We start from the raw sequence: 16,672 nt of genomic DNA, 5'->3' as shown, positions 1-16,672 counted from the left end.
GGCGGCGGCTAGCGTCGGTGACCATGGGCTTCGACGTCGCCGCGCTCCGCGCCTGCTTCCCGTCGCTGGCGAGCGGCACCGCGCACTTCGACGGCCCCGGCGGCACCCAGGTGCCCGAGGCGGTGGGCCGGGCGGTGGCCGCGACGCTGACCGCGCCGATCAGCAACCGCGGCTCGGTGACCGCCGCCGAGCGGCTCGCCGACGAGACGGTGCTCGGCGCGCGCTCGGCGATGGCCGACCTGCTCGGGGTCGACCCCGGCGGCGTCGTCTTCGGCCGCAGCGCCACCGCGCTCACGTTCGACCTGGCCCGCACGCTCGCCGCCGGCTGGGGCCCCGGCGACGAGGTGGTGGTCACCCGGCTCGACCACGACGCCAACATCCGGCCCTGGGTGGTGGCGGCCGAGGCCGTGGGCGCGACGGTGCGGTGGGCGGCGTTCGACCCGGCCACCGGCGAGCTGACCGGCGACGACGTCGCCGCCGTGCTCGGCGACCGCACGCGGCTGGTCGCGGTGACCGGTGCCTCCAACCTGATCGGCACCCGGCCGCCGATCGAGGAGATCGCCGCGCGGGTGCACGCGGCTGGCGCCCTGCTCGTCGTCGACGGCGTGCACCTCACCGCCCACGCGCCGGTCGACGTCCCCGCGCTCGGCGCCGACGTCTTCCTCTGCTCGCCGTACAAGTTCCTCGGCCCGCACTGCGGCGTGCTCGCCGCGGACCCGGCGCTGCTGACGACGCTGCACCCGGCCAAGCTGCTGCCGAGCTCGGACGCCGTCCCCGAGCGCTACGAGCTCGGCACGCTGCCCTACGAGCTGCTGGCCGGCACCACCGCGGCGGTGGACTTCCTCGCCGCCCTCGGGGACGGCGGCACCCGCCGGGAGCGGCTCGTCGCGGCGATGACCGCGGTCGAGGAGCACGAGGACCGGCTGCGCGAGCGGCTGGAGGCGGGCGTGGCCGAGCTGCCCGGGGTGCGGCTGTGGTCCCGGGCGGCGCACCGCACGCCGACGCTGCTGCTGACCTTCGAGGGGCAGGACGCAGCCGAGGCCTACCGCTTCCTCGCCGCGCGGGGCGTGAACGCCCCGGCGGGCTCCTTCTACGCGATCGAGGCCAGCCGGTGGCTCGGGCTCGGCGACACCGGCGGCCTCCGGGTGGGCCTGGCCCCCTACAGCGACACCGACGACATCGACCGCCTGCTGGCCGGCCTGCGGGAGTGGCTGACCGCCGCCTAGGAGAGCGCGTCCCCGGGCACCATGCCGGCCGGCGGCAGGGGCCGGCGCACGACGGGCCGCACCTTGCGCGCCTCCGGCAGCCGCTCGGAGTAGGCGGCCGCGTTGCCGCGGATGTGCAGCAGGTCGTCGTCGGTGGCCTCGCGCACCACCTTCGCCGGGACGCCGGCGATCACCGAGCGCGGGGGGAACTGCTTGCCCTGGGTGACCACGGCCCCGGCGGCGACGATCGAGCCGGTGCCGATGTGCGCCCCGTTCATCACGACGCTGCCCATGCCGACCAGGACCTCGTCGTCGATCCGGGCGCCGTGCAGCACGACACGGTGCCCGACCGTCACGTCGCGGCCGACCACCAGCGGGAAGCCGGGGTCGGAGTGCAGCGTGCAGCCGTCCTGGACGTTGGAGCCGGCCCCGATCTCGATGGTCTCCTGGTCGGCCCGGGCCACGGCGCCGTACCAGATGCTCGCGCGTGGGCCCATGGTGACCGCCCCCACCACCACGGCGGTCGGGGCCACGAAGGCCTCGTCGTCGATCCTCGGGGCCCCGAAGGGCAGTTCCGCGATGTAGTTGTCCGCCACGCCCACAGCACAGCACAGGTGCGCACCACGCGCACCGACCTCGGCCCCGGCAGACTCAGCCACATGTCCGCCGCACCCCTGCCCCCGCTGCCCACCTCGATCGTCGGCAGCCTCCCCCAGCCGGACTGGCTCATCGACCGCGACCGCCTCGCCCACCAGTTCCCGCCCCGGGTGCGCGCCGCGGAGCTGTGGCGCATCCCGCCGGAGCTGCTCGCCGGGGCGCAGGACGACGCGACCCTCCTCGCGATCCGCTCGCAGGAGGAGGCGGGGCTGGACATCCTCACCGACGGCGAGATCCGGCGGGAGTCCTACTCCAACCACTTCGCGACCGCGCTCAGCGGCGTCGACGTCGACCACCCGGGCAGCATCCTCAACCGCTCGGGCAAGCCGATCCCGGTGCCGCGGGTGGTCGGTGACATCGGCCGCCCGGGCCCGATCCAGGCCGACGACGTCCGGTTCCTGCGGACGCACACGGACCGGACCGTCAAGATCACGGTCCCCGGCCCGTTCACCATGGCGCAGCAGGCGCAGGACGAGCACTACGGCGACGGCCGCGCGCTGGCGCTGGCGTACGCCGACGTCGTCCGGGCGGAGATCGCCGACCTGTTCGCCGCCGGCGCCGACATCGTGCAGATCGACGAACCGTGGCTGCAGGCCCGGCCCGAGGTGGCCCGCCAGTACGGCGCTGAGGCGGTGACCCGCGCGGTGGAGGGCGCCCCGGGGGCGGTCCACCTGCACCTGTGCTTCGGCTACGCGGCGATGGTGTCCGAGCGGCCCGAGGGCTACTCGTTCCTGCCGGAGCTGGCCGACACCCCGGTGGACACGGTGGCGGTGGAGACCGCGCAGTCCCACCTCGACCCGGCCACGCTGCGCCCGCTCCGGGGCAAGGGCATCGCGCTCGGCGTCCTCGACCTCTCCACCGAGGAGGTGGAGACGCCGGAGACGGTGGCCGGCCGGGTGCGGCGCGCGCTGGAGGACGTCGACGTCGACCGGCTCGTGCTCACCAGCGACTGCGGGCTGAAGTACCTGTCCCGGGAGTCCGCGGCGGGCAAGATGCGCTCCCTCGCGCTCGCCGCCGAGATCGTCCGCGCAGAACTGTAGGGGCTGGAACGGCCCCCTCGCGGGGGCCCGCCGCGAGCCTGCGAGCGGCGGGGGGCGAGGGGGTCCTTCTAGATGAGGCCGTGCGCGTGCACCGCCTCGGCCACCTGCAGGAAGCCCGCGACGTTCGCCCCGAGCACCAGGTCGCCCGGCGAGCCGTACTCCTCGGCGGTCTCGTGGCAGCGGGTGTGGATGTCGCGCATGATCTCGGCCAGCCGGGCCTCGCTGTGCTCGAAGGTCCAGCGGTCGCGCGAGGCGTTCTGCTGCATCTCGAGCGCGGAGGTGGCCACGCCGCCGGCGTTGGCGGCCTTGCCGGGTGCGAAGGCGATGCCCGCCTCACGGAGGACCTTCACCGCCGACGGGGTGGCGGGCATGTTCGCCCCCTCCACCACGTAGCGGCAGCCGTTGCGGGCGAGCACCTCGGCGGCGTCGCCGTCGAGCTCGTTCTGCGTGGCGCTGGGGATCGCCACCTCGCAGGGGACGTCCCAGATGCTGCCGTCGGGCACGAAGCTCGCCGAGTCGCGGCGCTCGGCGTAGTCGGAGATCCGGCCCCGCTCGACCTCCTTGACCTGCTTGAGCAGGTCGAGGTCGATGCCCTTCTCGTCGACGACGTAGCCGCTGGAGTCCGAGCAGGCGACGACGGTGCCGCCGAGCTGGTGCACCTTCTCGATGCCGTAGACGGCGACGTTGCCCGAGCCGCTGACCACGACCCGCGCGCCGTCGAAGGTCTGGCCGCGCGCCGCCATCATCGCCTCGGCGAAGAAGGCCGCGCCGTAGCCGGTGGCCTCCGTGCGGACCAGCGCGCCGCCCCAGCCCAGGCCCTTGCCGGTGAGGACGCCGGACTCGTACCGGTTGGTGATCCGCTTGTACTGGCCGAACAGGTAGCCGATCTCGCGGGCGCCGACGCCGATGTCGCCGGCGGGCACGTCCGTGTACTCGCCCAGGTGCCGGTAGAGCTCGGTCATGAACGACTGGCAGAACCGCATGATCTCGGCGTCCGAGCGACCCTTCGGGTCGAAGTCGGAGCCGCCCTTGCCGCCGCCGATGGGCATGCCGGTGAGCGCGTTCTTGAAGATCTGCTCGAACCCGAGGAACTTGACGATGCCCAGGTTCACCGACGGGTGGAAGCGCAGCCCGCCCTTGTAGGGGCCCAGCGCGGAGTTGAACTCCACCCGGAAGCCACGGTTGATCCAGACCTCGCCGCGGTCGTCCTGCCACGGCACCCGGAAGATGATCTGCCGCTCCGGCTCGCAGATCCGCTCGACTGTCTTCATCTCGGTGTACTCGCCGTGCCGGTCGAGGACGACGGCGAGGGACTCCAGGACCTCGCGGACGGCCTGGTGGAACTCCGTCTCACCCGGATTGCGCCGCAGCACCTCGTCGTAGATGCCGCGGACCCGCTCCGGAACCTCGCCGCTCACCTGGTGCCCCTCTCGCGCCGGTCACTGCTCCCCCGCAACGTACGTCGGGCGGGGACGGCCCGCGGAACGGGGGCGTGCGGACGGGGCCCCGGGTGGCCGGCGGACGGGTCAGCCGGTGGGGCGGACGCCGAACCGGAAGCCGCCCTGGTCGACCGAGGTGACCGACAGCGGGGTGCCGTAGGTGCGGGCGTGCACGATCATCCCGTTGCCGATGTAGAGGGCGACGTGGCTGATCGGCGAGTAGTAGAAGACCAGGTCGCCGGGCTGGAGCTCGCCGCGCGAGAGCTGCGGACCGATCGTGGACTGGCCGCTGCTGGTGCGCGGGAGCGCGATGCCGGCGGCGGCGTAGGCGTAGGAGGTGAGGCCGGAGCAGTCGAAGGCGCTGGGGCCGGTGGCGCCGGAGCGGTAGGGGGAGCCGACCTTCGACAGCGCCACCTGGATCGCGGTCGCGGCCGCGCTGCCCGCCGCGACCGGCAGCTCCGCGACCGTCGGCGTCGACAGCCTCGGGCCGGCCACGATGGTGGAGACGCGCTCCTGCTCGGCGGTCGAGAGCCGGTCGTAGTCCGACTGGTACTCGGCGGCCCGCCGCTCGACCTCGGCCTGCTGGGCCTGCAGCTCGGCCAGCCCCGCCTGCGCGGTCGCGGTGGCGGCATCCGCGGCGGCCTGCGCCTGCTCCGCGGCGGTGCGGGCCGCGGCGACCTGCGCGATGACCTCGTTGGTGTGCGTGGCGATCATGTCCAGCGTCGTCATCTGCTGGACGAGCTCGTCGGCCGAGTCGCTGGTGAGGAAGGCGGCGACGCGCGACTGGGTCGTGCTGGTGAAGCTGCTCTGCACGATGGCGCGGATCTGCGGCTCGTGGACGGCGAGCGCCTCGCGGGCGGCCTGCGCCTGGTCGGCGGCCGCGGCGGCTGCCTGCTGCTGGCCGGCGACGATCTCCTCCGCCTCGTGCACCTGGGCCTCGATCACGGTGAGCTGCTGGGCGGCCTCCGCCATCAGCGACGCCGCCTCGGCCACCGAGCCGGGCTCGGCGTGGGCCGCCGTCGCGGGGAGAACCGCCGTCGCCGCCGCCAGCACCGCGGCGCCGACCGCCAGGACGGCACGCGAGCGGCGTCGGGTGGTCGTGCGCTGCGCGTGCACCCTGGCCTCCGATCAGCTGCGCCCGGCCCGGGGAAGGGGCCGCAACCATGCGCGTCAGGACGGACCGTAGGGAGGTCGTCTCGAGAAGTAGTCGGGGGCGCGCGGGTGGGCGACCGCGGCTTCGCCCCAGGCGTCACACCCGTCACGGGAGGCGCCCACCGCCACGGGGTCGTCAGCGGCGGCGGGGACCGGCCGCGGTGCCGTCGGGGAGGCGGTCGGGCGCGAGGGGGATCAGTCGGTCGGCGACGGCCCCGGTGACGAGGGAGTACACGGTCTTGTGGGCGACGTCGACGAGCTGGTCGCGGCGGGACCAGGTCCAGGGCGGGGCGCCGACGCCGGTGGCGTTCTCCAGCGTCTGGTCGGTGGCCAACCGGATGGAGGCGTGCCAGACCGATGCGCGGACGCCGCGCAGTCCGCTCGCGGCCCAGATGCCGCGGAGCGCGCCGACGGCGGCCCCGGTCCCCCAGTGCATGAGGTGGTTGCGGACCGGCGGGCGGGCCGAGCCCGGCAGCCGCCGTCCGGTCGTGAGCGCCGTCGACGTGCGGGCCGGCACGTAGCTGTCCGGCCGGTGCGTCACCGCCTGCTCGGCCTTCTCGCCGAGCGTCATCACGGCGACACCGGCCAGGCCGGCGAGAGCGCCCCGCAGGGCAGCGCGTCCCAACATGGGCCCGCACTACCCCGCAGGTGACGCTGTGGAACGGCCGCCGTGCAGGGTCCCGCCACGAGCGTGCGAGTGGCGGGGGGCACGGGGGCCCTTCAATCAGCCGGCGAGGGGCTCCTGCACCTCGAGGACGTCGAGGGCCCGGAAGTCGCGCAGGATGCCCGAGAGCTCCTCGGAGGTCCACGGCTCGCAGCAGTCGCAGCCGCCGTCGCGGAAGCTGACGAGGCCGATGGAGCCGCCGGCCTGGTCCTCGGCGATCGCGAGGTGGCCGGCCGACGGGTGGCGGTGGCAGGTGCAGGCGGCGGCGCAGAGGCCCAGGCCCCAGCCGGAGATGACGACGGTGTGCCCGTCGTCGCGGACCTTGCCCACCTGGAAGACGGACGGCTTGCGACTCCTGGTCACGGAGTCCTCCCCTCGACAGCCCCGTGGGAGCGGGGCTCGCGTGCGGTACCCGGTGTTCGAGCTACGAGAGGTTTCGGCAGGACCCGCTCTGGGGTAAAGCCTTCCGCTCGCTCATGTTCCGCAACCGAGAGTAGTTCGACGCACACGAATCGTCGCCGTCAGTTTCCGCCAGCCTGCGCGAGATCGACTTGGCGGAACTGTGACGGAACGGCCCCGACCCGCCCGGGCGCCCTCAGCTGGCGGGGCTGACGCTGCTCATGTTGAAGTCCGGCACCCGCAGCGCCGGCATCGCGGTACGGGTGAACCAGTCGTTCCACTCCCGCGGCAGCGTGCGCTCGGTGCGGCCCGCCTGCACGGCCCGGCCGAGCAGGTCGACCGGTGACTCGTTGAACCGGAAGTTGTTCACCGCGCCGGTCACCTCGCCGTCCTCCACCAGGAAGACCCCGTCGCGGGTGAGCCCGGTGAGCAGCAGGGTCTGCGGGTCCACCTCGCGGATGTACCAGAGGGTCGTCAGCAGCAGGCCCCGGTCGGTCGCGGCCACCATCTCCGCCTGGGTCGCCGTGGCGGTGCGGTCCTCGAGGATCAGGTTGTCGACGGCTGCGGTGGCCGGCGCGGTGGTCTTCAGCGCCCACGACCGCGGCCGGACCAGGTTGCTCAGGACCCCCTCGGCGATCCAGTCGACCGCCGGCGTCGCCATCCCGTTGTCGAAGACCGAGGCGGCGCCGGAGGAGCCCCCCACCACCTGGAACGGGGTGGCCTCCAGGCCCGGGGCGTGCGGATCGCTGCGCAACGTCAGCGGCAGCGTCGCGAGCCGCTCGCCGATGCGGGTGCCGCCACCGGTCCGGGCGAAGACGTTGCGGCCCTCGTCGGCGTCCCGCGCCTCCATCGTCCAGTAGAGGTAGATCATCAGGTCGGCGACGGCCGAGGGCGGCAGCAGCGTCTCGTACCGGCCCGCCGGCAGGTCCACGCGCCGCTGCGACCAGGCCAGCTTCTGCCGCACGTCCGCGGCGAGGTCGGGCACCGAGACGTCGGTGAAGTCGCGGGTGCCGGTGCCCGCCCACACCGAGCGGCCGAAGTCCGGCGTCTTGCCGTTGACCTCCACCCGGCCCGTGGGCTGGTCGTGGCGGAGGCGCAGCCCCGTGGAGCTGCCGAGGTACGTGGAACGCATCGAGTGCTCGGCGAAGCCGAAGAGGAGCTCGCCGCGGTCGCGGGCCTCGCCGAAGGCCTGGCCGAGCGCCGGGGCGAACTCCGAGAACACCTCGATCGAGGTCTCCGCGGGCTCGGCGTCCCAGTCGCCGGTCCCCGGCGGGGTGTCGGCGATCAGCGGCATCGCGTCCTCGGCCGGGCCCGCGTCGCGTGCGGCCTGCTCACTGGCGGCCACGAGACCCGCGACGTCCGGCGTCCCCGAGCGGCTCACGGTGCCTGCGGCCATGCCGGCGCCGCCGTCGACGAAGGAGATGACGACGACCTGGCGCGAGCGCATGGCACCGTTGGTGGTCAGGCTGTTGGCGGCCCAGCGCAGGTTCGCCTCGGACCCCTCGACGACGAACGTGATCTGCCCATCGGCGGTGGAGGCGGCCAGCGCCCGCTCGACGATCTGCTGCGGGGTCGGGGTCATCGCCCGGCCTCCTCGACGGTGTTGAGGATGGTGACGCCCTCGAACAGGGCGGTGGGGCAGCCGTGGCTGACCGCCGCGGTCTGGCCGGGCTGCGCCTTGCCGCAGTTGAACGCGCCGCCCAGGACGTAGGTCTGCGGGCCGCCGACGACCCGCATCGAGCCCCAGAAGTCCGTCGTCGTCGCCTGGTAGGCGACGTCGCGCACCTGCCCGGCCAGCCGGCCGCTGTCGATCCGGTAGAACCGCTGGCCGGTGAACTGGAAGTTGTAGCGCTGCATGTCGATCGACCAGCTCTTGTCGCCGACGACGTAGATGCCGCGCTCGACGCCGCCGATGATCTCCTGGGTGCTCGGCCCGTCGGGGGCCGGCTGCAGGGACACGTTGGCCATGCGCTGCACCGGGACGTGGCCGGGCGAGTCGGCGTAGGCGCAGCCGTTGGACCGCTCCATGCCCTGCAGCCGGGCCATGTTCCGATCCACCTGGTAGCCCACGAGGACGCCGTCCTTCACGATGTCCCACTGCTGGCCGGCGACGCCCTCGTCGTCCCAGCCCACGGTCGAGAGCCCGTGCAGGGCGGTGCGGTCGCCGGTGACGTCCATCAGCGGTGAGCCGTACCGGAGGCTGCCCAGCTGGTCAGGGGTGGCGAAGGAGGTGCCCGCGTAGGCCGCCTCGTAGCCCAGCGCCCGGTCCAGCTCGGTGGCGTGCCCGATCGACTCGTGGATGGTCAGCCACAGGTTGGACGGGTCGACGACGAGGTCGTACCAACCCGCCTGCACCGAGGGCGCCTTGGTCTTCTCGCGCAGCAGCTCGGGGAGCTCCGCGAGCTCCGCCTGCCAGTCCCAGCCGGTGCCGGTGAGGTACTCCCACCCGCGGCCGGCCGGCGGGGCGAGGGTGCGCATGCTCTCGAACGACCCGGTGGCGCGGTCGACGGCGAGCGCCGTGAGGTCGGGGTTGACGCGCACCCGCTGCTGCCGGGTGCGGGTGCCCGCGGTGTCGGCGTAGTACTTCTGCTCCTTGACCAGCATGCAGGTGGCCTGCACGTGCTCGACGCCGTCGGCGGCCAGCAGCTGCTCGGACAGCCCGGTGAGCAGCGCCGTCTTCTCGGCGTCCGGCACGGTGAACGGGTCGACGTCGTAGGCGGAGACGTACTCGGCGTCGCGGTACACGGGCTCCGGGGCCAGCTCCACGCGGTCGGAGTTGAGGGCGGCGGCCACCCGGGCCACGGCGACGGCCTCCTCGGCCAGGCGCACCGCCTCGGCCGCGGTGAGGACGACGCCGGCCGCGAACCCCCAGGTGCCCTCGAAGACGACCCGCACGGCCAGCCCCAGGTCCTCACCGTCAGTGAAGGCCTCGGGCCGGGCGTCGCGCAGGCTGATCGTCTGGGTGCGGATGCGCTCCACCCGCAGGTCGGCGTGCGAGCAGCCGAGGTCGACCGCGCGGGTCAGCGCGGCGTCGGTCAGCGCGGACAGCGGCAGCCCGAGGAAGGTCTCGTCGATCGTGCGGGTTCCTGGCACGCCGCCTGTCTACCAGCGCTCGGGCAGGCGTGACGCGGAGTGCCCGGGGTAAGCGCCGCGCATGGACGGCGCTGCGGACGACGTGACCATGACCTTCGGCGGCAACGCGACGATGCTGCTGCGCGTCGGGGGTTTCACGCTGCTCACCGACCCGAACTTCCTGCACCGCGGCCAGCGGGCACACCTGGGCTACGGGCTGCGCAGCAAGCGGCTGACCGACCCGGCCCTGCTCCCGGCCCAGCTGCCCGAGCTGGACGGCATCCTGCTCTCCCACATGCACGGCGACCACTGGGACCGGATCGCCACGCGGACGCTGGCGAAGGAGACGCCGGTCGTCACGACGCCGGAGGCCTCGAAGTGCCTGGCCGACCGCGGCTTCACCGGCACCGCCGACCTACGACCGTGGCAGACGCACACCTTCGCTCGCGAGGGCGAGGAGCTGCGGGTGACCTCGGTGCCGGGCGTGCACGGCCCGGGACCGCTGGCCCGGGCGCTCCCCCAGGTCATGGGCAGCGTGCTGGAGCTGGTGCGCGACGGCGCGGTGAGCTGGCGCGGCTACATCAGCGGCGACACCCTCTTCCGGCCGTTCCTGGGCGAGGTGCTGGAGCGCTGCGGCCCGCTCGACGTCGTCATCCCGCACCTGGGCGGCACGAAGGTGCTGGGGCTGACGGTGACCATGGACGGCCGGCAGGGCGCGGACCTGGTGGAGCTGCTGAAGCCGCCGGTCACCGTGCCGGTGCACTACGACGACTACGCGGTCTTCGCCTCGCCACTGGGCGACTTCGTGGCCGAGGTCGCCCGCCGGCGCTTGCCCGGTACGGTCCGGCCGGCCCACCGGGGCGAGACGATCAGCCTGCGCGCGTGAGCGGCGACACCTGGGACCTGCTCGTCGTCGGAGGCGGCACGGCGTCGTCGGCGCCACGGTCGTCGGGTCCCGGGCCGGCGAGACGCTCGGCGAGCTGACCCTCGCCGTCCGGAAGGGGCTGACGGCCGGCGACCTGACCGGCACGACGCACGCGTACCCGACCTACGACGACGGCGCGTGGAAGGCCGCGATCGCCGCGAACCGGAGCCGGCTGGGCAGCCGGCCGGCCCGGACCGTCCTGGGCTCGGCGGTCGGGGTGCGCCGCTGGTGGCTCGACCGTCAGCGGGCGAGCAACTCGTCCAGCTTCTCGTAGCCCTCGTTCACGCCGACCTCCATCCCGCTGGCGACGAAGGCGTCGCGGCCCTCGAACGAGTCGACCAGCGAGGTCGAGGTGAGCCGGGTGCGCCCGTCGCCGAGGTCCTCGAAGACGAGCCGCTCCAGGGCGACGTCGTCCGGCATGCCCTCGAAGGCGAAGGTCTGGACGATGACCTCGCCCGGGCGCACCTCGTGGAAGACCCCGTTGAACGCGTAGTCCTGCCCGTCCTGCGCCATGACGTAGCGGTAGGAGCCGCCGGTGCGGCAGTCGTACCGGTCGATCCGCACCTGCATGCTCCGTGGCCCGGTCCACCGGGCGAACAGCTCGGGGTCGACGTGCGCCCGGAACACCTTCTCGGGCGGGGCGTCGAACTCGCGGGTGATGCGGACGAGCGGGACCTGCGGGTCGAGGACGATCCCGGTCCCGCGGTGGGCGGTGCTGGTCATGACGGGGTTCCTTCCTGGGATGGGGTGGCGGTCGAGTCCGGCATCGCGCGCAGGACGTCGTCCAACCGGCGGTAGCGCTCCTCGGCCTGGCGCCGGTAGCGCTCGATCCACGTCGTCATGAGGTCGAAGACCTCTGCCTCGAGGTGCACCGGACGGCGCTGGGCCTCCCGGCTCCGGCTCACCAGGCCGGCGTCCTCCAGCACCTTGAGGTGCTTGGAGACGGCCTGGACGGTCACGTCGTAGGGCGCGGCGAGCTCGTTGACCGTGGCGTCGCCGACCGCGAGCCGCGCCACGATGTCCCGTCGGGTGGGGTCGGCCAGCGCCGAGAACACCCGGGAGAGCGGATCCGCCACCAGCAGCACTCCCCTTCTTCAACCTTTCGGTTGAAGAAGACCGTAGACCGTGGCGCACGCATGGTCAACCACCTGGTTGAACAGGGGTCCGCGTGGAACGACGACGCCTGCGGGCTCCGCGGCCGCTGAGCTCAGCGCGCGGCGAGCCGGGCGGCCCGCTCGGCGACGTCGGTGCGCAGGGCGTCGACGTCGACCGTCGTGGGGGCGCCGTCCCGCACGACGGGGCGACCGCCCACCCAGACGTCGCGCACGTGCCGCCCGGCGCCGGACCACACCAGGTGGGCCAGCACGTCCGCGGGGTCGCCGACCGGCTCGAACACCAGGTCGCGGGTGTCGACGTGCACCAGGTCGGCCCGTCGCCCGGCGGAGAGCTGCCCCAGGTCCGGGCGTCCCAGCGCAGCGGCGGCGCCGCCGGTGGCCAGCCAGAACGCCTCCCCGGCGGTCAGCGCGGTCGCCGACCGCTCGCGCAGCCGCGCCATCCCGGCGGCCAGCCGCAGGTCGGCGAAGAGGTCGAGCGAGTCGTTGGACGCCGGGCCGTCGGTGCCCAGGCCCACGCGGAGGCCCAGGTCGAGCATCGGGCGCACAGGCGCGACCCCGCTGGCGAGCTTGGCGTTGCTGGCCGGGCAGTGGGCGACGGCGACGTCGAACTCCCGCCACAGGTCCAGGTCGCCGTCGTCCAGGTGCACGCAGTGCGCGGCGAGCACCCGCCCGCCCAGGACGTCGTAGGAGGCGAGCAGGGCCGGCACCGACAGGCCGTGCGCCGCGAGCAGGTCGGCGCCCTCGGCCGCGGTCTCGGCGACGTGCAGGTGCAGCAGCAGGTCGTGCTCGCGGGCGGCCCGCGCGGCGTCGGCGAGCACCGGCAGCGGGACGGTGTAGGCCGCGTGCGGCCCGATGCCGTACTCGACCGTCCCGTCCACAGGAGCGCTCCGCGCCAGGGCGACGGCGGCGTCGAGCTGCTCGGCCACGGGTGGCATGCCGGGCAGGGGCAGCAGCGGCGTGGCGATCACCGCCCGGGCGCCGGTCGTGGCGACGGCGGCGGCGATCCGCTCGGGGTGGAAGTACATCTCGACGCTGGTGGTGATGCCGTTGCCCAGCATCTCCGCCGACGCCGCGGTCATGGCGACCTCGACGTCCTCGGGCGTGAGGCGGGCCTCGCGCGGCCACATGACCTCCTGCAGCCAGCGGTCGAGCGGCAGCCCCTCGCCCTGCCCCCGGAACAGCACCATCGCGGCGTGCGAGTGCGCGTTGACCAGGCCCGGGGTGAGGACGCCGGGCAGCGCGACCACCTCCGCGTCGCCGGGCGGCGGCGCCTCCGCGGCGGGGCCGGCCCAGGTGATCGACCCGTCCACGGCGTCGAGCACGCCGTCCCGGATCACCGTCCCCGCTCGGTCGCCGACGACGAGGGCCCGGGCGGTGAAACGCTGCCGCATGGTCCCCGAACCTAGCCGCGCCCCGGCCGGGGGGCGCGGCGGCGGAACCCGTCGCCTCTACCGTGGAACCCATGTCGTCGCTCGCCGCTGCATCCTCCGACGAGGGCGGCATCACCGGATTCCTGCTCGAACTCGTGGAGGCCCTCGGCCCGGTGGGTGTGGGTCTGGCCATCCTGCTGGAGACCGTGGTCCCGCCGATCCCCAGCGAGGTGGTGCTCGGCCTGGCCGGGGTGCTCATCCGCGGCGGCGAGATGGCCCTCGTCCCGGTCGTGCTGTTCGCCACCCTCGGGTCGATCGTGGGGGCGGTCTTCTTCTACTACATCGGGAAGGCGCTGGGGCCCCGCCGTTCGCATGCCTTCCTCGACCGGCTGCCGCTGGTCGAGACCGCCGACGTCGACCGCACCTTCGAGTGGTTCGAGCGGCACGGGCGCGCGGCCGTCTTCTTCGGCCGGATGGTGCCGATCGTGCGCAGCTTCATCTCCGTGCCCGCGGGGGTGGTCCGGATGCCGCTCGGCCAGTTCGTCCTCTACTCCGCCGCGGGCAGCCTCATCTGGAACAGCGTGCTCATCGGCCTGGGCGTGGCCCTCGGTGACGTGGTCTACGAGTACCTCGAGTACTTCGACTACCTGATCTACGCAGCCGCCGCGCTGGGGATCGGGTGGCTGGTCTGGAAGCGCGCCATGGACGTCCGCCACCACCGCCAGGCCCGGACCGGCTCGGACGGCCGGGATCTGGCCGGCGAGGACCCCGGGCGCCCGGCAGCATGACGCCGCCCGTGACCCGTTCCCGGCCCGACGTGGTCGCCTTCGACGTCAACGAGACGCTGCTGGACCTCGCGCCGGTCCGCGCCGCCCTGGTCGAGCTCGGGGAGGCGGGGTCGCTCCTGGGCACCGTCTTCGCCCGCACGCTGCTCACCGGCTTCGCCGCGGGCGCCGTCGGCTCGTGGTGCCGGTTCCGGGACGCCTTCGACGCCGCGCTGGCGCAGGAGACCGGGCTGTCGGCCGACCAGCGCGCGGGCGTGGCCGATGCCTTCGGCGAGCTGTCCCCGCACCCCGACGTCGAGCCCGCGCTGCGCCGGCTCACCGAGGCCGGGATCCGGGTGGTCACCCTGTCGCACGGCTCGCCCGGCGTCGCTGAGGCGGCCCTGGAGCGGGGCGGGATCACGCCGCTGGTGGAGCGCAGCATGACGAGCGAGACGATCCGCGCCTGGAAGCCGGCCCGCGAGGTGTACCTGTGGGCGGCCGGCGTCTGCGACGTGGCCCCGGAGCGGATGGCGCTCGTGGCCGCGCACGGCTGGGACGTGCTGGGCGCGCGGCGGGCCGGCCTCACCGGGGCGTGGTTCCCGCGGAGCGAGCGGGTGTTCCCGGCGGTGTACGGCGAGCCCGACGTGACCGGCCGCGACCTCGCCGGCGCGGTCGACGGCCTGCTGGCGCTCCCGCCGCGGTGACCGCGCTCGACATCGGGACGCCGCACGGTCCGGCCCGCGCCCACCTCTCCGACGGGGGTTCCCGCGGGACGCTGCTGCTGGGGCACGGCGCCGGTGGTGGGGTGGAGTCGGCGGACCTGCAGGCGGTGGCCCGCGACGCGGCCGAGGGCGGGTGGCGCGTGCTGCTCGTCGAGCAGCCGTGGCGGGTCGCGGGCAGGAGGATCGCCCCCGCGCCGGCCCGCCTGGACGAGGGCTGGCGGGCGGTCGTGGCCCACCTGGCGGGCGCCGGGCACCTGGCCGGTCCCCTCGTCGTCGGAGGGCGCAGCGCCGGGGCACGGGTGGCCTGCCGCACCGCGGCGCAAGTCGGCGCGGACGGGGTGCTGACGCTGGCGTTCCCGCTGCACCCGCCGGGGCGGCCGGAGAAGAGCCGGGCGGCGGAGCTCACCGGGGTGTCGCTGCCCGTGGTCGCGGTGCAGGGCGAGACCGATGCCTTCGGGACGCCGGCCGAGGTCGCCGCCGTGCTCTCCGGCCGGGCCAACGCGTCGGTCTACGCGGTGCCGGGCGACCACGCGCTGAAGAAGAACCCGGACCTCGTCGGCGCGGCCGCCGCCGCCTGGCTCACCGAGGTGCTCCCCGCCTGACCGGTCGGGTCAGAAGGGTGGCGGGTCGTCCTCCGGCTCGAGCTCCTCGTCCGGGGTCCGGTGGTGGCCCGGGTGGCTGGGTGGGGACGCGGTAGCCGGGTGGTCGGGTGGTGCGGGTGACGCCGCTGGGGGTGGTGACGGTGAGCACGCCGTCGTCGTGCAGGGTGTGGGTCCAGCCGGGGGCGAAGGTCTTGAGCCGGTGGTGGCGGCGGCACGGGCAGCACAGGTTGGGGCAGGCGGTCTGGCCGCCGTCGGCGTGGGCGAGGACGTGGTCCAGGTCGGCCCGGCCGGCGGGCACGGTGCAGCCGGGGTGGCGGCAGGTGCGGTCGCGGACCCGCAGGAACCGCTGCGGCGTCGGGGTGCTGGGGGCAGCCGCGGGCGGCGAGCCGGGTCAGCTCGCCGCGGCCGGTGACGGCCAGCAGCGCGCCGGTGGCGTCGGTGATGGCGATGTCCAGACTGCCGCCGGGCGGGGCCTGGATGCCGCAGACGTCGAGGGCGGTGAGCAGTTCGCGCAGGTGGGCGGCGGTGATCGGCTCCCCGTCGACCTCCCCGACCGGCTCGGGAGCCCCGGCTGGGGTGAACGCCGCGGGCAGCGGGGCGCCGGCGGCGAGGAACCGGGCGGGGTTGAGCGCGCCCAGCGGGGCGACCACGGTCATCTGCGCGGTCACCGCGGGCTGGTCCTGCCACGGCCGGAGCAGCAGGTCGGCCAGCGCACCGGTACGCAGCATGCCGATCGGCCGGTCATCCCCGGCCGCCTTCGCCGCCCGGGCGTGGCCGTCCACCGCCGCCCGGCAGGCCCGGGCGTCGGGATGGGCGAGCAGGGCGCGCAGCTCGCTCATCCCGTCCCCGACCGGCCGCACCGACACGTCCGCGCCGCGCCGGCGGATCTCCCGGCGCCGGTCGGCCGCGGCGGCGTCGCGGGCCACCAGCTCGGCGCGCACCGCTTCCCGCAGCCTGCCCACCCCCAGCTCACCCGCCCGAGGCAGCACGGCGGCCTCGGCGGCGGCGATCACCGCCGGATCGGTGCCGGCCCCGGTGGTGGCGACCTCGGCGGCGATCGCCCGGGCACGGGGCCAGTCCAGCAGCCCCAGCCGCAGCCGGGCGAAGGTGGCCGGCAGCCGGGTGGTGAGCACCTCGGCGTGCTCCAGCAGGGTCACCGCCGCCGCCCGGCTGCTGTTGTGCACCGCCGCCAGCTCATCGGGCACGAACTCACTCACCCCCGCCGGCCCCACCGTTCCGGCCCGCTCCCCGCCGGGCAGCGGATCGACCGGGGCCGGGCGGGCGGCGGCGAGGTCCATCACCAGCTCCACCCGCAGCGCCGCCAGCCGCGCCTCCGCCGCCACGATCTGCCCCAGCAGCTCCGCGACCTCGCCCGCCGACCGGCGGGCGGGCAGCCACGCCGACAGCGGCTCGTCGAACCGCCGCGGCTCCGGATCGGCCAGCTCCCACTCCGACGGGAACGGGTCCACCGGTGACACCGTCACCCCGACCGCGAACCCGACCACCGACACAACCGCAGGCTAGGCCGGGGGTACGACGCTTCCCG

General features: G+C 74.8%; 18 protein-coding genes. 7 read left to right on the top strand and 11 right to left on the bottom strand.

What is annotated here, in order from left to right:
- Nucleotides 1–23 precede the first annotated feature (23 nt).
- Nucleotides 24–1,226, top strand: a complete 1,203-nt coding sequence (locus ACI792_RS08905) for a cysteine desulfurase-like protein (protein ID WP_456602277.1) — start codon at nt 24–26, stop codon at nt 1,224–1,226.
- Here ACI792_RS08905 and ACI792_RS08900 read toward each other — a convergent pair.
- Nucleotides 1,223–1,801, bottom strand: coding sequence for a gamma carbonic anhydrase family protein (locus ACI792_RS08900; RefSeq protein ID WP_456602276.1), 579 nt, complete (start codon nt 1,799–1,801; stop codon nt 1,223–1,225). The genes ACI792_RS08905 and ACI792_RS08900 overlap by 4 nt on opposite strands.
- Nucleotides 1,802–1,864: 63 nt before the next feature.
- Here ACI792_RS08900 and ACI792_RS08895 point away from each other — a divergent pair, with 63 nt between their 5' ends.
- Entirely contained in the window at nt 1,865–2,902 is a 1,038-nt protein-coding gene (locus tag ACI792_RS08895; protein ID WP_456602275.1) for a 5-methyltetrahydropteroyltriglutamate--homocysteine methyltransferase, read from the top strand.
- Nucleotides 2,903–2,970: 68 nt separating this feature from the next.
- Here ACI792_RS08895 and gdhA read toward each other — a convergent pair whose 3' ends face one another.
- From gdhA to ACI792_RS08865, 6 genes are all read right to left on the bottom strand, one after another.
- Nucleotides 2,971–4,320 carry an NADP-specific glutamate dehydrogenase gene (gdhA, locus tag ACI792_RS08890; protein WP_456602274.1) on the bottom strand — a complete coding sequence of 450 codons (1,350 nt, stop codon included), beginning with the start codon at nt 4,318–4,320 and terminating at the stop codon, nt 2,971–2,973.
- Nucleotides 4,321–4,428: 108 nt separating this feature from the next.
- Nucleotides 4,429–5,457, bottom strand: a complete 1,029-nt coding sequence (locus ACI792_RS08885) for a C40 family peptidase (protein WP_456602273.1) — start codon at nt 5,455–5,457, stop codon at nt 4,429–4,431.
- A 172-nt stretch (nt 5,458–5,629) separates the two neighbouring features.
- A complete protein-coding gene (locus ACI792_RS08880) occupies nt 5,630–6,121 on the bottom strand; it encodes a hypothetical protein (RefSeq protein ID WP_456602272.1) in 492 nt (163 codons plus the stop codon).
- Between the two features lie 96 nt (nt 6,122–6,217).
- Entirely contained in the window at nt 6,218–6,520 is a 303-nt protein-coding gene (locus ACI792_RS08875) for a hypothetical protein (protein ID WP_456580343.1), read from the bottom strand.
- A 232-nt stretch (nt 6,521–6,752) separates the two neighbouring features.
- Nucleotides 6,753–8,138, bottom strand: a complete 1,386-nt coding sequence (locus ACI792_RS08870; RefSeq protein ID WP_456602271.1) for a metallopeptidase TldD-related protein — start codon at nt 8,136–8,138, stop codon at nt 6,753–6,755.
- The gene (locus tag ACI792_RS08865) at nt 8,135–9,649 is read right to left on the bottom strand and encodes a TldD/PmbA family protein (protein ID WP_456602270.1); all 1,515 of its coding nucleotides are present in this window, start codon (nt 9,647–9,649) and stop codon (nt 8,135–8,137) included. Before ACI792_RS08865 ends, ACI792_RS08870 begins: the two co-directional genes overlap by 4 nt.
- A 61-nt stretch (nt 9,650–9,710) precedes the next feature.
- Between ACI792_RS08865 and ACI792_RS08860 the strand changes: the two genes are divergently transcribed.
- Both ACI792_RS08860 and ACI792_RS08855 read left to right on the top strand, forming a co-directional pair.
- On the top strand, nt 9,711–10,514 hold the full coding sequence (locus ACI792_RS08860) for an MBL fold metallo-hydrolase (protein WP_456580340.1): 804 nt from the start codon (nt 9,711–9,713) through the stop codon (nt 10,512–10,514).
- 10 nt (nt 10,515–10,524) lie between these two features.
- Nucleotides 10,525–10,827, top strand: coding sequence for a hypothetical protein (locus ACI792_RS08855; RefSeq protein WP_456602400.1), 303 nt, complete (start codon nt 10,525–10,527; stop codon nt 10,825–10,827).
- Here ACI792_RS08855 and ACI792_RS08850 read toward each other — a convergent pair.
- The 3 genes from ACI792_RS08850 to ACI792_RS08840 all read right to left on the bottom strand — a co-directional run bounded on the left by ACI792_RS08850 (nt 10,794) and on the right by ACI792_RS08840 (nt 13,059).
- The gene (locus ACI792_RS08850) at nt 10,794–11,276 is read right to left on the bottom strand and encodes an SRPBCC family protein (protein WP_456602269.1); all 483 of its coding nucleotides are present in this window, start codon (nt 11,274–11,276) and stop codon (nt 10,794–10,796) included. The two genes, ACI792_RS08855 and ACI792_RS08850, sit on opposite strands and share 34 nt — an antisense overlap.
- Complete coding sequence (locus tag ACI792_RS08845; RefSeq protein ID WP_456602268.1) at nt 11,273–11,638, bottom strand: ArsR/SmtB family transcription factor; 366 nt, start codon at nt 11,636–11,638, stop codon at nt 11,273–11,275. The genes ACI792_RS08850 and ACI792_RS08845 overlap by 4 nt, the downstream gene beginning before the upstream one ends.
- Before the next feature lie 122 nt (nt 11,639–11,760).
- Nucleotides 11,761–13,059, bottom strand: coding sequence for an amidohydrolase family protein (locus ACI792_RS08840; protein ID WP_456602267.1), 1,299 nt, complete (start codon nt 13,057–13,059; stop codon nt 11,761–11,763).
- Between the two features lie 71 nt (nt 13,060–13,130).
- Between ACI792_RS08840 and ACI792_RS08835 the strand changes: the two genes are divergently transcribed.
- The 3 genes from ACI792_RS08835 to ACI792_RS08825 are packed head-to-tail and all read left to right on the top strand — an operon-like array spanning nt 13,131 to nt 15,126.
- Complete coding sequence (locus ACI792_RS08835; RefSeq protein WP_456602266.1) at nt 13,131–13,826, top strand: DedA family protein; 696 nt, start codon at nt 13,131–13,133, stop codon at nt 13,824–13,826.
- Nucleotides 13,827–13,834: 8 nt separating this feature from the next.
- Nucleotides 13,835–14,506: an HAD-IA family hydrolase gene (locus ACI792_RS08830; RefSeq protein WP_456602265.1), complete on the top strand. Its 672-nt coding sequence runs from the start codon at nt 13,835–13,837 to the stop codon at nt 14,504–14,506.
- The gene (locus ACI792_RS08825) at nt 14,503–15,126 is read left to right on the top strand and encodes an alpha/beta hydrolase family protein (protein ID WP_456602264.1); all 624 of its coding nucleotides are present in this window, start codon (nt 14,503–14,505) and stop codon (nt 15,124–15,126) included. Before ACI792_RS08830 ends, ACI792_RS08825 begins: the two co-directional genes overlap by 4 nt.
- Here ACI792_RS08825 and ACI792_RS08820 read toward each other — a convergent pair.
- Nucleotides 15,033–16,637: a DUF222 domain-containing protein gene (locus ACI792_RS08820; protein WP_456602263.1), complete on the bottom strand. Its 1,605-nt coding sequence runs from the start codon at nt 16,635–16,637 to the stop codon at nt 15,033–15,035. The two genes, ACI792_RS08825 and ACI792_RS08820, sit on opposite strands and share 94 nt — an antisense overlap.
- Between the last annotated feature and the right edge of the window lie 35 nt (nt 16,638–16,672).

This window comes from Blastococcus sp. SYSU DS0669 (assembly GCF_054050895.1).
This window is presented reverse-complemented; position numbering and strand designations above follow the sequence as displayed.